The sequence below is a fragment of the Streptomyces sp. NPDC055955 genome (assembly GCF_042270245.1).
GTDB lineage: Bacteria > Actinomycetota > Actinomycetes > Streptomycetales > Streptomycetaceae > Streptomyces.
In genome coordinates this window covers 195,631-210,015 of record NZ_JBHJYS010000001.1, presented here as the reverse complement: position 1 = coordinate 210,015, position 14,385 = coordinate 195,631, and the positions used below count along the sequence as shown (strand labels likewise).

Annotated in this window: 13 protein-coding genes; 10 read left to right on the top strand and 3 right to left on the bottom strand. The window is 71.3% G+C overall.

Annotated elements, in window-relative coordinates; all coding sequences use genetic code 11:
• Window positions 1–8: 8 nt before the first annotated feature.
• Window positions 9–308 (bottom strand): YciI family protein, encoded by a 300-nt coding sequence (locus ACFC96_RS00840; protein ID WP_376609402.1) that lies wholly within the window; start codon window positions 306–308, stop codon window positions 9–11.
• A gap of 54 nt (window positions 309–362) precedes the next feature.
• Here ACFC96_RS00840 and ACFC96_RS00835 point away from each other — a divergent pair, with 54 nt between their 5' ends.
• Window positions 363–1,079, top strand: a complete 717-nt coding sequence (locus tag ACFC96_RS00835) for an endonuclease V (RefSeq protein WP_376609400.1) — start codon at window positions 363–365, stop codon at window positions 1,077–1,079.
• Window positions 1,080–1,464: 385 nt separating this feature from the next.
• On the opposite strand, the gene ACFC96_RS00830 is transcribed toward ACFC96_RS00835, so the two are convergent.
• A complete protein-coding gene (locus tag ACFC96_RS00830; RefSeq protein ID WP_340460143.1) occupies window positions 1,465–2,667 on the bottom strand; it encodes a saccharopine dehydrogenase NADP-binding domain-containing protein in 1,203 nt (400 codons plus the stop codon).
• 211 nt (window positions 2,668–2,878) lie between these two features.
• Between ACFC96_RS00830 and ACFC96_RS00825 the strand changes: the two genes are divergently transcribed.
• The 6 genes from ACFC96_RS00825 to ACFC96_RS00800 all read left to right on the top strand — a co-directional run bounded on the left by ACFC96_RS00825 (window position 2,879) and on the right by ACFC96_RS00800 (window position 10,328).
• Window positions 2,879–3,199, top strand: a complete 321-nt coding sequence (locus ACFC96_RS00825; RefSeq protein WP_376252133.1) for an MmcQ/YjbR family DNA-binding protein — start codon at window positions 2,879–2,881, stop codon at window positions 3,197–3,199.
• A 189-nt stretch (window positions 3,200–3,388) separates the two neighbouring features.
• Window positions 3,389–4,525, top strand: a complete 1,137-nt coding sequence (locus tag ACFC96_RS00820) for a CaiB/BaiF CoA transferase family protein (RefSeq protein WP_376251715.1) — start codon at window positions 3,389–3,391, stop codon at window positions 4,523–4,525.
• Window positions 4,525–5,550 (top strand): LLM class F420-dependent oxidoreductase, encoded by a 1,026-nt coding sequence (locus ACFC96_RS00815; RefSeq protein WP_376251717.1) that lies wholly within the window; start codon window positions 4,525–4,527, stop codon window positions 5,548–5,550. Before ACFC96_RS00820 ends, ACFC96_RS00815 begins: the two co-directional genes overlap by 1 nt.
• A gap of 20 nt (window positions 5,551–5,570) precedes the next feature.
• Entirely contained in the window at window positions 5,571–6,713 is a 1,143-nt protein-coding gene (locus tag ACFC96_RS00810; RefSeq protein ID WP_376609893.1) for an acyl-CoA dehydrogenase family protein, read from the top strand.
• Window positions 6,714–6,780: 67 nt separating this feature from the next.
• Window positions 6,781–7,995, top strand: a complete 1,215-nt coding sequence (locus tag ACFC96_RS00805; RefSeq protein ID WP_376251718.1) for an acetyl-CoA C-acetyltransferase — start codon at window positions 6,781–6,783, stop codon at window positions 7,993–7,995.
• 161 nt (window positions 7,996–8,156) lie between these two features.
• The gene (locus tag ACFC96_RS00800; protein WP_376609398.1) at window positions 8,157–10,328 is read left to right on the top strand and encodes a 3-hydroxyacyl-CoA dehydrogenase NAD-binding domain-containing protein; all 2,172 of its coding nucleotides are present in this window, start codon (window positions 8,157–8,159) and stop codon (window positions 10,326–10,328) included.
• A gap of 25 nt (window positions 10,329–10,353) precedes the next feature.
• On the opposite strand, the gene ACFC96_RS00795 is transcribed toward ACFC96_RS00800, so the two are convergent.
• A complete protein-coding gene (locus ACFC96_RS00795; RefSeq protein ID WP_376609396.1) occupies window positions 10,354–11,085 on the bottom strand; it encodes a MerR family transcriptional regulator in 732 nt (243 codons plus the stop codon).
• Between the two features lie 345 nt (window positions 11,086–11,430).
• On the opposite strand from ACFC96_RS00795, the gene ACFC96_RS00790 reads away from it, so the two are divergent.
• The 3 genes from ACFC96_RS00790 (at window position 11,431) to ACFC96_RS00780 (ending at window position 14,323) form a co-directional block, all read left to right on the top strand.
• Window positions 11,431–12,903, top strand: coding sequence for an amino acid permease (locus tag ACFC96_RS00790; protein ID WP_376251724.1), 1,473 nt, complete (start codon window positions 11,431–11,433; stop codon window positions 12,901–12,903).
• A gap of 159 nt (window positions 12,904–13,062) precedes the next feature.
• Window positions 13,063–13,392: a hypothetical protein gene (locus ACFC96_RS00785; protein ID WP_340460606.1), complete on the top strand. Its 330-nt coding sequence runs from the start codon at window positions 13,063–13,065 to the stop codon at window positions 13,390–13,392.
• A gap of 67 nt (window positions 13,393–13,459) precedes the next feature.
• Complete coding sequence (locus tag ACFC96_RS00780; RefSeq protein ID WP_376609394.1) at window positions 13,460–14,323, top strand: oxygenase MpaB family protein; 864 nt, start codon at window positions 13,460–13,462, stop codon at window positions 14,321–14,323.
• Window positions 14,324–14,385 lie beyond the last annotated feature (62 nt).

Below are 14,385 nucleotides of genomic sequence, written 5' to 3'. Positions count from 1 at the left end.
CGGGCCGACTAGCCCGGCAACTGCTGCCGGAAACCGGCCAGTTCGGGCGCCGTCTTCGTCGCGATGAACTCCGTGACGCGGTACGCGCACACGTCGCCGGTGACGAAGGGGTCGGCCGCCGTGATCTTCTCGATCTGCGCGCGGTCGTCCCCGACGGCGAGGATGATCCCGCCGTCGCGCGGGTTCTTGCGGCCGGAGGCGATGAAGGCACCGGCTTCGTACTGCTCGTCGAGCCAGGCGAGGTGCGCTGTGTGCAGCGCGTCGACGCGCTCGACCGGGGCCGTGTAGGTCAGCTCAAGAACAAACATGATCGCCAGGCTACCCGTGGCCCGACGGCGCCGCGCTCTATGGTGGTCGCCATCATGAGCCACCGACAGATCCTCGCCGACTGGCCCACCGACGAGCGCTCCGCCCGCGCGGTCCAGGACGAACTGCGCGCCCGCGTCGTCCTCGACGAGCCCGGGCCCCCGCCCGGCACCGGATTCGTCACCGGCGTCGACGTGGCCTACGACGACGCGCGCGACCTCGTCGTCGCGGCGGCCGTCGTGCTCGACGCGGCGACCCTCGACGTCGTCGAGGAGTCCACCGCCGTCGGCCGGATCTCCTTCCCGTACGTGCCGGGCCTGCTGGCCTTCCGCGAGATCCCCACCGTGGTCTCCGCTCTGGAGGCCCTCGACACCGGCCCCGGGCTCGTCGTCTGCGACGGGTACGGACTGGCCCACCCGCGCCGCTTCGGCCTCGCCAGCCACCTCGGCGTCCTGACGGGGCTGCCCACGATCGGGGTCGCGAAGAACCCGTTCACCTTCACGCACGAGGAGCCGGATGCTCCGCGCGGCAGCACGGCGCCCCTGCTGGACGGTGACGAGGAGGTCGGCCGGGCCCTGCGCACCCGCGACGGCGTCAAACCCGTCTACGTCTCCGTCGGCCACCGCACGAGCCTCGACACCGCGTGCGCCCACACCCTGAGCCTCACGCCGAACTACCGCCAGCCCGAAACGACCCGCAGAGCGGACGCCCTGTGCAGGCGGGCGCTGGCCCAGGCCCAGGCCCAGACCCAGGAGGACGCCACGCGCGCGTAGCCGTCTGTCGCGTCCCGGGCGAAGCCGGAGGCGGCTCCACGCGCGTGTGGTCGCCCGTCACTGCGGCGCGTCCGCGCGCGAGGGGCCTTGGAGAGGGTTCCGTGCGCGTGGTCAGCAGTTGGGGCCCGGCTTTCCTGTGTCGTCCAGGTCGCCGCTGTGTGCGTAGCCGTCTGTCGCGTCCTGGGCGAAGCCGGAGGCGGCTCCACGCGCGTGTGGTCACCCGGCACTGCGGCGCGGCCGCGCGCGAAAGCCCCGGAGTGGGCTCCGCGCGCGTGGTCACCAGATGGGGCCGACCTCCCGTGTCGCCCGGTCACCGCAGCGCGCGTAGCCCCCTGCCGTGTCCTGGGCGAAGCCCGAGGCGGCTCCACGCGCGCGCAGTCACCCGCTACCGCGTCGCGGCCACCCGGAAGGTGATCCCCGCGTCCCGCAGGCGCCCCGTCAGGGCGTCGCCCATCGCGACGGCCGTGGTGACCTGGCCCGCGGTCTCGGGCAGGTCGTCGAGGGCCAGGCACATCGCGGACTCGCCCAGCATCTTCGCCGTCTCGTCGTAGCCGGGGTCCCCGCCCGAGACCTCCGTGTACACACGTCGGCCGCCGCCCTCGCCGACGAAGCGCACCGAGAACCAGCTCGCCGCGCGCCGCGCCTCGTCCGGCCCGTCACCCGGCTTGAGCCGTCCCGACAACCACCTGCGCGCGGGCGGCAGTTGGGCGGCGGCGAACAGCGCGCCCGTAGCCGCGACGCCGCCGAACGCGACGGGCAGGTGCCGCACCGCCGCGTAGTGCCGGTAGCGGAAGTCGGGACCGTAGCGCTCCAGCGCCCGCGCGGAACGCTGCACGATCTGGGGGTCGATCGTCGGGAGCGGCAGCGCCCACGCGTCGACCTCCTTGGCGTAGCGCGGCACGCCCGTCGGCGCGTACGCCCTGCGGCCGACGAGGCGTGGCTGGTGACGCCGTCGGTCCTGCTGCGCGGCCAGCATCTGCCGCCCTCGCGAGAACTGCGTCAGCGCCGACGCGAACGTGCCGCCGGAGAACGTCGCGTTCGACCGCACGAACCCGTCGACGCGCAGCGGCACGCCCTCGGGGAGCTGTCCCACCGTGAAGCGCACGCCCAGGTCGTGCGGGATCGAGTCGAAGCCGCACGCGTGGACGAGGCGCGCCCCGGTCTCCCGCGCGCGGGCGTCGTGCCGCACGTACGTGATGTCGACGAACTCGGGCTCGCCGCACAGGTCCGTGTAGTCGGTGCCCTCCTCGGCGCACGCGGCCACGAGGTCCTGGCCGTAGGTGACGTACGGGCCGACGGTCGTGGCGACCACGCGCGTGCGCGCCGCGAGGGCGCGCAGGGACGCCGGGTCGGCGACGTCGGCGCGGACCAGCGGCAGCACGGCGCACGCGGGGTCGATCGCGGTGAGGCGCTCGCGCAGCCGCTCCAGCTTCCCCGTGTCGCGCCCCGCGACGGCCCACCGCAGCCCCTCGGGCGCGTGCGCCGCCAGATACTCGGCGGTGAGCGCGCCGGCGAACCCGGTCGCCCCGAAGAGCACGATGTCGTACTCGCGGCCCGTCCTGTCGGCTCTGCCGGGCCTGTCCCGCATGTCCCGATCCTTGCCGTGCCCGCTGTCCTGCCTGGTCATGACACCCCTCAGCCCTGCGCCCCGCGCCGTTGTCGGTGGCCGAGGCTAGCGTGAGGGGTGAGCGGAGGTTCAGGGGCCCCGCCCGGAGCGGGAGGTCGTCGTGGCCGAGCCGAGGAAGCCGTCGCAGCGGGCGCTCAAGACGTGGGCGCGCGTACGGGAGTTCGCACTCGGGATGCCGGGTGCCACGGAGGACTTCCCCTGGGGCGAGACGGTCGCGAAGGTGAACAAGAAGGTGTTCGTGTTCCTCGGCGTCGACGACGGCAGATATCCGATGGGCCTCACGGTCAAGCTCAGGGACGAGGAGACCCACGCGCACGCGCTCACGACTCCCGGCGCCGAGTCCGCCGGGTACGGCCTCGGCAGGGCGGGCTGGGTACGGATCCCCCTCGACGTGAAGGGCGCCCCGGGCGCGGAGCTGCTCTGCGACTGGGTGGAGGAGAGCTATCGGGCGGTGGCCACGAAGAGACGCGTGGCCGAGCTGGACGCGCGATGAGCGTCGCTCCCGCGAGGTGACGGCATGCCGTCCCAGGCATGCGCCCCCGAATCCCCACGCGCCTCCTGGCAACACCGAGGCAGCGCGTCGTAAATTACTAAGCGCTTGCTCTTCAGGGGTTGTGCTGAGTGGAACACGTTCTTAGCATCGCTGGTGTTACATCAGTTGTGTCACAGTGCTGGGGGCTCGATGGCAGTGGCAGGGACGGCGAACAGCGGCCCGCTCGCCGGGGTGCGCGTGGTCGAACTGGCGGGCATCGGCCCGGGCCCGTTCGCCGCGATGCTCCTCGCCGACCTGGGCGCCGATGTCGTGCGCGTGGACCGCCCCGGCGGCGCCGGGCTCGCGATCGACCCCGAGTACGACATCACCAACCGCAACAAACGGTCGGTGATCATCGACCTCAAGGCGGAGGACGGCTCCGCGCGCGTCCTCGACCTCGTCGCCAAGGCGGACGTCCTCATCGAGGGATACCGTCCGGGGGTCGCCGAGCGCCTGGGCGTCGGCCCCGACGCCTGCCACGCCCGCAACCCGCGCCTCGTCTACGGACGCATGACGGGATGGGGTCAGGAAGGCCCCCTGGCGCAGCGCGCCGGACACGACATCGCGTACATCGCCCCGACCGGCACCCTCGGCATGTTCGGCAAGCCGGACGAGCCGCCGACGGTCCCCGCGAACCTCGTCGGGGACTTCGCGGGCGGCTCGCTCTACCTCGTCGTCGGCATCCTCGCCGCCCTCCATCACGCGCGCGACACCGGCGCGGGCCAGGTCGTGGACGCCGCGATCGTCGACGGCGCCTCACACCTCGCCTCGATGATCCACGGCATGCTCGCGGCCGGCGGCTGGCAGGACCGGCGCGCGAGCAACCTCCTCGACGGCGGCTGCCCGTTCTACGGGACGTACGAGACCGCCGACGGTCAGTACATGGCGGTCGGCGCTCTCGAGCAGCAGTTCTACGACGAGTTCATCGCGCTCCTCGGCATCGCGGACACGGTGCCCGCCCGCAAGGACCTCGCCCGCTGGGGCGAGCTGCGCGACGCCGTCGCCGCCCGGTTCAGGTCCCGTACCCGTGAGGAGTGGACGGCCGTGTTCGAGGGGTCCGACGCGTGCGTGGCGCCGGTCCTGTCCTTGCGCGAGGCGCCCGGCCACCCCCATCTCGCCGCGCGCGGCACCTTCACCGACCACGGCGGCATCACGCAGCCCGCCCCCGCACCCCGCTTCTCCGTGACCCCCACCGCCGTGCGCAGCGGCCCCGCCCAGCCGGGCGCCGACACCGCCGGCGTGGCCCGCGACTGGGACGTACCGAGCCTGACGAAGGAAGAGAACTGATGGAGCTGTCCGCACCCCTCGCCTACGCAGCCGACCCCCGGCAGGCGGCCGACGACGCCGCCGCGCTCGAGTCGGCGGGTCTCGACGCCGTCTGGGTCGCGGAGGCCTACGGCTTCGACTCGCCCACGATCATGGGCTATCTCGCCGCCCGCACCGAGCGCATGAAGATCGGTGCCGCGATCCTCAACGTCTACTCGCGCACCCCCGCCCTCATCGCCCAGACCGCCGCCGGCCTCGACGCCGTCTCCGGCGGCCGCGCCGTCATCGGCCTGGGCGCGTCGGGCCCGCAGGTCGTCGAGGGCTGGCACGGGAAGGCGTACGACAAGCCGCTGGGCCGTACCCGCGAGACCATCGAGCTGACCCGGCGCATCCTGCGCCGCGAGGTCATCGACCACCACGGCATCACGGACATGCCGCTGCCCCCGGAGAAGGGCGGCAGGCTCGGCAAGCCCCTGAAGATCCTCTCCAGGCCCGTGCGCCCCGAAGTCCCTCTGTATGTCGCCTCGTTGGGCCCGGCGAACGTCCGGATGACCGCCGAGATCGCCGACGGCTGGCTGCCGACCCTCTTCATCCCGGAGAAGGCCCACGAGGTGTGGGGCGCCCCGCTCGCCGAGGGAGCCGCCAAGCGCGCGCCCGAGCTGGGACCGCTCCAGGTCGTCGCGGGCGGCCTGCTGGCCATAGGCGAGGACGCGGCGGCCGCCCGCGACCTCGCCCGCCCCAACATCGCCCTGTACGTGGGCGGCATGGGTGCGGTCGGCAAGAACTTCTACAACGACCTCGCCGTGGCCTACGGCTACGAGAAGGAGGCCAAGCTCATCCAGGAGCTCTACCTCTCCGGGAAGAAGAAGGAGGCGGAGGCCGCCGTTCCGGACGAGTTCTGCGAGCTCATGAGCCTGTGCGGGCCCGAGAGCTACGTACGTGAGCGTGTCGAGGCCTTCCGCGCCGCGGGGGTCACCATGCTGAACGTGATCCCGGTCGGCCCCGAGCCCGCCCGGCTGGTCGAGACCGTCAAGAACTGGCTGTAGGGGAGGGCACCACGATGGCGATGGAACGGCAGATCTTCACCGAGGAACACGACGCGTTCCGCGAGACCGTGCGCACCTTCCTGGCCAAGGAGGTCACCCCGCACTACGAGCAGTGGGAGAAGGACGGCATCGTCTCGCGCGACGCCTGGCTCGCGGCCGGACGCCAGGGCCTCCTCGGGCTCGCCGTGCCCGAGGAGTACGGGGGCGGCGGCAACGACGACTTCCGCTACAGCGCCGTCATCGCCGAGGAGTTCACGCGCGCGGGAGCCGCCGGCCTCGCGATCGGTCTCCACAACGACATCATCGGGCCGTATCTGACGTCGCTCGCCACGGACGAGCAGAAGCGCCGCTGGCTGCCCGGTTTTTGCGACGGCTCGCTGATCACCGCCATCGCGATGACCGAGCCGGGCGCCGGATCGGACCTCCAGGGCATCCGCACCTCGGCCGAGGACCGCGGGGACCACTGGGTGCTCAACGGCTCCAAGACGTTCATCTCGAACGGGATCCTCGCCGACCTCGTGATCGTCGTCGCGAAGACGACGCCCGAGGGCGGCGCGCACGGCCTGTCCCTGCTGGTCGTCGAACGCGGCACGGAGGGCTTCGAGCGGGGCCGCAACCTCGACAAGATCGGCCAGAAGTCCCAGGACACGGCCGAGTTGTTCTTCAACGACGTACGCGTCCCGAAGGAGAATCTCCTCGGCGAGCTCAACGGCGCCTTCGTCCACCTGATGACGAACCTCGCGCAGGAGCGCATGGGCATCGCCGTCGCCGGGATCGCCGCCGCGGAGCACCTCCTGGAGATCACCACGGCCTACGTCAAGGAGCGCGAGGCCTTCGGACGGCCGCTCGCCAAGCTCCAGCACATCCGGTTCGAGATAGCCGAGATGGCCACCGAGTGCGCCGTCACCCGGACCTTCCTGGACCGCTGCATCGTCGATCACTCGAACGGCGAACTCGACGCCGTGCACGCCTCGATGGCCAAGTGGTGGGCGACCGAGCTCCAGAAGCGCGTGGCGGACCGCTGCCTCCAGCTCCACGGCGGCTACGGCTACATGACGGAGTACCGCGTCGCCAAGGCCTTCACCGACGGACGCATCCAGACGATCTACGGCGGTACGACCGAGATCATGAAGGAGATCATCGGGCGCTCCCTGCTCGGCTGACTCCCCACCGACCTCCCGGCCCGGCCCACCCTCATCGCCCGGCCCACCCTCATTGAAAGGCAAGCGAGTGAGCACCGAAGCGTACGTGTACGACGCGATCCGCACCCCGCGCGGACGCGGCAAGGCGAACGGCGCCCTGCACGGCACCAAGCCGATCGACCTCGTCGTCGGACTGATCCACGAGGTCCAGCGGCGCTTCCCGGACCTGGACCCCGCCGCCATCGACGACATCGTGCTCGGCGTGGTCGGCCCGGTCGGCGACCAGGGCTCCGACATCGCGCGGATCGCGGCCATCGCCGCCGGACTGCCCGACACCGTGGCCGGTGTGCAGGAGAACCGCTTCTGTGCCTCGGGCCTCGAAGCGGTCAACCTGGCGGCGATGAAGGTCCGTTCGGGCTGGGAGGACCTCGTCCTCGCCGGCGGTGTCGAGTCGATGTCGCGCGTCCCGATGGCCTCGGACGGCGGCGCCTGGTTCGCCGACCCGATGACCAACTACGAGACGGGCTTCGTGCCGCAGGGCATCGGCGCGGACCTGATCGCCACCATCGAGGGCTTCTCGCGGCGCGACGTCGACGAGTACGCGGCGCTGTCGCAGGAGCGCGCCGCCGCCGCGGTGAAGGACGGCCGGTTCGCCCGCTCCGTCGTGCCCGTCACGGACCGCAGCGGCCTGACCGTCCTCGACCACGACGAGTTCCTGCGCCCCGGCACGACCGCCGACTCGCTCGCCAAGCTGAAGCCGTCGTTCGCGGACATCGGCGACCTCGGCGGCTTCGACGCCGTCGCGCTGCAGAAGTACCACTGGGTCGAGAAGATCGACCACGTCCACCACGCGGGCAACTCCTCCGGCATCGTCGACGGCGCGTCCCTCGTCGCCATCGGCACCAAGGAGGTCGGCGAGCGCCACGGCCTGACCCCGCGCGCGCGGATCGTCTCCGCGGCCGTCTCCGGCTCCGAGCCGACGATCATGCTCACCGGACCCGCTCCGGCGTCCCGCAAGGCCCTCGCCAAGGCCGGTCTCACCATCGACGACATCGACCTCGTCGAGATCAACGAGGCGTTCGCGGCGGTGGTGCTCCGCTTTGTGCGGGACATGGGGTTGTCCTTGGACAAGGTGAACGTCAACGGCGGGGCGATCGCGTTGGGACACCCGCTCGGCGCCACCGGCGCGATGATCCTGGGCACGCTCGTCGACGAGTTGGAGCGCCAGGACAAGCGCTACGGCCTCGCGACGCTGTGCGTCGGCGGGGGCATGGGTATCGCCACGATCGTGGAACGGGTCTAGTCGTCGGGTGCGGGTGCGTCGTGGCTGGTCGCGCAGTTCCCCGCGCCCCTCAGGGGCGCGGGGAACTGCGCGACCAACCCGCACCGAACCCGCACCCAGCGACGAGAACCCAGCCCCCCCCCACCTCACCGCCGTCCCGCACACACGTCACGGAGACACCCATGACCGCCAGCACCACCATCCGCTGGGAGCAGGACGACACCGGCATCGTCACCCTCGTCCTGGACGACCCGAACCAGTCCGCCAACACCATGAACCAGGCGTTCAAGGACTCGATCGCCGCGATCGCCGACCGCGCCGAGGCCGAGAAGGACTCGATCCGCGGCATCATCTACACCTCCGCCAAGAAGACGTTCTTCGCGGGCGGTGACCTGAAGGACATGATGAAGGTCGGCCCCGAGAACGCCCAGCAGGCGTTCGAGACCGGCACCGGCATCAAGCGCTCCCTGCGCCGCATCGAGACGCTCGGCAAGCCCGTCGTCGCGGCGATCAACGGCGCGGCCCTGGGCGGCGGTTACGAGATCGCGCTCGCCTCCCACCACCGCATCGCCCTCGACGCCCCGGGCTCCAAGATCGGCCTCCCGGAGGTCACGCTCGGCCTGCTCCCCGCCGGCGGCGGCGTCACCCGCACCGTACGCCTCATGGGTATCACCGACGCCCTGCTGAAGGTGCTTCTCCAGGGCACCCAGTACACCCCGAAGCGCGCCCTGGAGAACGGCCTCGTCCACGAAGTGGCCGCCACCCCCGAGGAGATGCTCGCCCAGGCGCGCGCCTTCATCGACGCCAACCCCGAGTCTCAGCAGCCCTGGGACAAGCCCGGCTACCGCATCCCGGGCGGCACCCCGGCCAACCCGAAGTTCGCGGCGAACCTGCCCGCCTTCCCGGCCAACCTCAAGAAGCAGCTGAACGGCGCCCCCTACCCGGCCCCGCGCAACATCCTCGCCGCGGCCGTCGAGGGCTCCCAGGTCGACTTCGAGACGGCCCTGACCATCGAGGCGCGCTACTTCACCGAGCTCGTCACCGGCCAGACCGCGAAGAACATGATCCAGGCGTTCTTCTTCGACCTCCAGGCCGTCAACTCCGGCGCGAACCGTCCCAAGGGCATCGAGAAGCGCACCGTCCGCAAGGTCGCCGTCCTCGGCGCCGGCATGATGGGCGCGGGCATCGCCTACTCGTGCGCCCGCGCGGGCATCGAGGTCGTCCTCAAGGACGTGACCGCCGACGCCGCCGCCCGGGGCAAGGGCTACTCCGAGAAGCTCTGCGCCAAGGCCGTCTCCCGAGGCCGCACCACGCAGGAGAAGGCGGACGCCCTCCTCGCCCGCATCACGCCCACCGCCGAACCGCAGGACCTCACCGGCTGCGACGCCGTGATCGAGGCCGTCTTCGAGGACCCGGCGCTCAAGCACAAGGTGTTCAAGGAGATCCAGCACGTCATCGAGCCCGACGCGCTGCTGTGCTCCAACACCTCGACGCTGCCGATCACCCTGCTCGCCGAGGGCGTCGAGCGGGCCGAGGACTTCATCGGGCTGCACTTCTTCTCGCCCGTGGACAAGATGCCGCTCGTCGAGATCATCAAGGGCGAGCGCAGCGGTGACGAGGCGCTCGCCCGCGCCTTCGACCTGGTCCGCCAGATCAACAAGACGCCGATCGTCGTGAACGACTCGCGCGGGTTCTTCACCTCGCGCGTCATCGGGCACTTCATCAACGAGGGCGTCGCGATGGTCGCCGAGGGCATCGAGCCCGCCTCCGTCGAGCAGGCCGCGGCCCAGGCCGGCTACCCGGCCAAGGTCCTCTCCCTGATGGACGAGCTGACGCTCACCCTGCCCCGCAAGATCCGCAACGAGACCAAGCGGGCCGTCGAGGAGGCGGGCGGCACATGGGCCGGCCACCCCTCGGACGTCGTCATCGACCGCATGGTCGAGGAGTTCGACCGTCCCGGACGCAGTGGCGGCGCGGGCTTCTACGAGTACGTGGACGGCAAGCGCGCCGGTCTGTGGCAGGGCCTGCGCGAGCACTTCGCCAAGCCCGGGTACGAGATCCCGTTCGAGGACATGCAGGAGCGCATGCTCTTCTCCGAGGCGCTCGACACGGTGCGCCTCCTCGAGGAGGGCGTCCTGACCTCGGTCGCCGACGCCAACATCGGCTCCATCTTCGGCATCGGCTTCCCGGGCTGGACGGGCGGTGTCCTGCAGTACATCAACGGCTACGAGGGCGGGCTGCCCGGCTTCGTGGCACGCTCGCGCGAGCTCGCCGAGCGCTACGGCGAGCGCTTCGAGCCGACCGCGCTGCTCGTCGAGAAGGCCGAGAAGGGCGAGACCTTCACCGACGCCTGACGGTCACGGGGTTCCGCGCCGGGGGTCAGTCCTCGGCGCGGAACGCCTCCCGCAGCTGTTCCTTGAGCGACCGCTGGAACGCGGTCACCAGGGCCTGCACCACCATCGGCTGCATATGGGCCGACAGGGACCTCATCGCCGCCACGTGCTCCGGGTCCGACTCCCGCTCCCGGTAGGGTCCCCACACCTCGTCGCGGAACAGCCGCGTCAGCTCCTGGGCGGCGTCCCGGGTGTGCTCCATGAGAACCGTGCGCGCCGCGAGGATCGTCTCGTGCGCGATCGGCACCCCGAGCAGTTCCACGCCGAGCCGCAGCAGACCGGGGTCCACGCGGAAGCTGTCGCTGTCCTCCAGGTACGCGACGACGCCCATCGCGGCGAGCCGGTCCAGATCCTCCCCGGACAGGGCCCGTCCGGCCCGGCGCTCCAGCTCCGCCCGTGTGACGTCCTCCGCCGAGTCCGGGGCCCAGGTCGCCACCAGCGCGCGGTGGATCGCCAGGTCGTCCGCGCTCAGGTCCGCAGGCAGCTGCTCCAGATACCGCTCGATCGCGGAGAGCGTCATGCCCTGGTGCTGGAGCTCCTCGATGAGCGCGAGCCGGGAGAGGTGCTCCCGGCCGTAGTGGCCGACCCGGCGCGGCCCGATCACGGGCGGCGGGAGCAGGCCCTTCGTGCTGTAGAAGCGGATCGTACGGACGGTGACGCCCGCGCGCGCGGCCAGTTCGTCGACCGTGAGCGTCGGCTCCTCGGTGTCCGTCGTCATGCTGCGCCTCGCTTCTCGGGTCCCGCGTCCTGCCTTGTTCCGGTTCCACGCCCGGCAGGTTCAACAGTATTGCTGACACACCAATGTTGTGAAAGCGCGGCGGGACGGAAAGGGCGGGCGCCCAGGGGCCGTTCGGGGATGAGCGGGTGCTTATACGCCTCGTCGAATCCGCTGTACAGAGGCTGATCATCATGTGAGAAGTGCCGCTATGTGATCTCCGCCACCGCGTGCTGCCCGTCTCGTGGGGGAAGGTGCACAGTCGGTCCGCGCCATGTCAGGAATGTCGCGGGCCGCAGCACATCCGGACCCCGGAGCGATCCGGGCACCACAGAGGGATCCCCCCACGTGAGCAAGGAAGCCGCCAACACGGCTCTGGACGCATCCCGCACAGATGCGTCGCAGGCGCCCGCCGACGCGGGTGACGCCGGCTACAGCAAGGACCTCAAGGCCCGCCACGTCAACATGATCGCGATCGGTGGCGCGATCGGTACCGGACTGTTCCTCGGAGCGGGTGGCCGTCTCCACTCGGCGGGCCCCGCACTCGCCGTCGCGTACCTCGTCTGCGGAGTCTTCGCGTACCTGGTCGTGCGCGCCCTCGGCGAGATGGTCGTGTACCGGCCGTCCTCCGGTTCCTTCGTGTCGTACGCGCGCGAGTTCCTCGGCGAGAAGGGTGCCTACGTCGCCGGCTGGATGTACTTCCTGAACTGGTCGATGACAGGCATCGCGGACATCACCGCGATCGCCCTGTACACCCAGTACTGGAGTGCCTTCACGACCATTCCGCAGTGGGTGCTCGCGCTGATCGCCCTCGCGGTCGTGCTCGGCGTGAACCTGATCTCGGTGAAGTACTTCGGCGAGATGGAGTTCTGGTTCGCGATCATCAAGGTGGCCACGCTCGTCGCCTTCCTGTTCGTGGGCATCTTCCTGGTCGCCACCCAGCACCCGATCGACGGCCAGACCCCGGGCCTGAACATGATCACGGATCATGGCGGATTCATGCCGGGCGGCACCATGTCGGTGGTTCTCGTCATGCAGGGTGTCGTCTTCGCGTACGCCGCCCTGGAGCTGGTGGGTGTCGCGGCGGGCGAGACCGCCGACCCGCAGAAGGTCGTCCCGCGCGCGGTCAACTCGATCATGTGGCGCGTCGGCCTGTTCTACTGCGGCTCGGTGCTGCTCCTCGCGCTGCTGCTGCCGTCCTCGGTGTACTCGTCGAACGAGAGCCCGTTCGTCACCCTGTTCAGCAAGCTGGGCGTCGGCGGCATCGGCGACATCATGAACCTGGTCGTGCTCACCGCGGCCATGTCCAGCCTCAACTCCGGCCTCTACTCCACGGGCCGCATCCTGCGCTCCATGGCGATGTCCGGCTCCGCGCCGAAGTTCACCGCCCGCATGAACCGCAGCCAGGTGCCGTACGGCGGCATCCTGCTCACCGCCGGTGTCGGCGTCCTGGGTGTGGGCCTCAACTACCTCCTCCCGCACGACGCCTTCGAGATCGTCATCGAGGTCTCCTCGATCGGCATCATCGGCACCTGGGTCATGATCATGGTCGCCCACCTGGCGTTCGTCCGGCGTGCCAAGCAGGGCCTGCTCAAGCGGCCGTCGTTCCGCCTGCCCTGGTCCCCGGTCACCGAGATCGTCACGATCGTCTTCCTGCTGCTCGTGCTCGGCCTCATGTGGAACGACCCGGAGACGGGCCGTAAGACCCTGATGCTGATCCCGGTCATCGCGGTCCTGCTCGTCGCCGGCTGGTTCGCCGTCCGCCGCCGCATCCAGCGCGAGGCGACCCAGGAGCTGACCAAGCTGACCGACGGCGAATAACGCCGCCCCCCACTGTCAGCGGCAGCCCCTGCGGTGGCGTCATGTCGGAGATCGCTGAGGTCTCCGAGGTGGCGCCACCTCGCCGTTGGGCCGCGTGGTGACGGCCGCGAGGGCCGAGCCGCACGTTGCGAGTCGGGGGTGGTCGGGTAGGCCCAAGGCATGGCCCTCGTACCCCTGCCCCTGGAATTCCACCTCAAGGTGGGACAGATCGGCGCATCGTTCGCCCTGTTCGCGGCGGGGGTCCTCTGCCGGGCGCGGCGGTGGACCGGTTCCGGTACCCAGGGCGCGGCCGCCCCTGGGCGAGAGCAGCCGCTCCAGCTCTGCCAGTGCGCCCCCGTCCGGCCCTGCGCGGACCTCACGGCCGCGCCGCGCGGCCCGGTGGCCGCCGCCGAGACGGACCTGCGCACCTGTGTCTCGGAGCTCGCGTCCGACCTGGCGTTCCGGCTGGGCAGTGAGTCCCAGGGCAGCGGCGGTCCGGCGCACCCCTGAGCGGCATCCCCGGGCGCCGGGGTCGCATACTGGATCACGTATCGCCCGGGAACCGCTGGGGAGCCGTATGAAGCAGCACGAGCCCGATCCGGAGCCGCCCCCGCCCGGCGGCATCCTGTGGGACATCGCAGGTGAGGTACGGTCCCTGCTCGCGCTTCCGGCGGCGCTCACCCTTCAGGTGGCCCACCCGGCCGTCGGTGCCGGCGTCGACGAGCACTCCGTGTTCCGCACGGACCCCTGGGGCCGCGGCGAGCGCTCCCTGCGCTCGGTGATGCTGTGGGTCTACGGCGGTGACGCCGCCGCGCAGGAGGGGCGCCGCCTGCGGCAGCTCCACCGCACCATTCGCGGCACCGACGCCCGTGGCCGCAGTTACCACGCACTGACCCCCGCCTACTACGCCTGGGTCCACGCCACCGGCTTCCCCGTCTATCGCCAGGCCCAGCGCTACCTCGGCCGTCGCCCCTTCACCGAGGCGCAGGAACGCCGGCTCTACGCGGAGTGGCTCCAGGTCGGCCGGATCCTCGGGCTGCACGACCGCGACATGCCGCAGACCGTCGAGGAGTTCTGGCCCTACTACCGCAAGGTCCTGGCCGACGAGATCGAGCTGACGGCGGTCGTCCGTGAACTCGTCGCGGTCGACGTGCCGGTCCCGCCGCCCGACCGCGGGCCGCTGCCGGTCAGGCTCGCGCTGCGCGCACTGTGGCCGGTGCTGCTGCCCCCGCTGGCCCGCTTCCGTCGCTTCCTCACGATCGGGCTGATGCCGTCCGACGCGCGGGAGGCCATCGGCCTGCCGTGGACCCCGGTCCAGGAGCGCAGACTGCGACGGTTCGGCGCGGTCGTACGACGGGTGGTGCCGCTCCTGCCGGAGGGCCTGCGCTATCTGCCGATGGCGAGACGGGCGCGAGCCGCCGAAGCGGCCCGCGCCCGCTGACCCCGATGGGCCGTGACCCCGATGGGCCGTGACGCCGATGGGCCGCTGCCCTGATGGACGGC

Coding starts and splice junctions, on each gene's coding strand:
- ACFC96_RS00840 (WP_376609402.1), bottom strand. CDS start 308: ATGTTTGTTCTTGAGCTGACCTACACGGCCCCGGTCGAGCGCGTCGAC.
- ACFC96_RS00835 (WP_376609400.1), top strand. CDS start 363: ATGAGCCACCGACAGATCCTCGCCGACTGGCCCACCGACGAGCGCTCC.
- ACFC96_RS00830 (WP_340460143.1), bottom strand. CDS start 2,667: ATGCGGGACAGGCCCGGCAGAGCCGACAGGACGGGCCGCGAGTACGAC.
- ACFC96_RS00825 (WP_376252133.1), top strand. CDS start 2,879: ATGCCGGGTGCCACGGAGGACTTCCCCTGGGGCGAGACGGTCGCGAAG.
- ACFC96_RS00820 (WP_376251715.1), top strand. CDS start 3,389: ATGGCAGTGGCAGGGACGGCGAACAGCGGCCCGCTCGCCGGGGTGCGC.
- ACFC96_RS00815 (WP_376251717.1), top strand. CDS start 4,525: ATGGAGCTGTCCGCACCCCTCGCCTACGCAGCCGACCCCCGGCAGGCG.
- ACFC96_RS00810 (WP_376609893.1), top strand. CDS start 5,571: ATGGAACGGCAGATCTTCACCGAGGAACACGACGCGTTCCGCGAGACC.
- ACFC96_RS00800 (WP_376609398.1), top strand. CDS start 8,157: ATGACCGCCAGCACCACCATCCGCTGGGAGCAGGACGACACCGGCATC.
- ACFC96_RS00795 (WP_376609396.1), bottom strand. CDS start 11,085: ATGACGACGGACACCGAGGAGCCGACGCTCACGGTCGACGAACTGGCC.
- ACFC96_RS00785 (WP_340460606.1), top strand. CDS start 13,063: ATGGCCCTCGTACCCCTGCCCCTGGAATTCCACCTCAAGGTGGGACAG.
- ACFC96_RS00780 (WP_376609394.1), top strand. CDS start 13,460: ATGAAGCAGCACGAGCCCGATCCGGAGCCGCCCCCGCCCGGCGGCATC.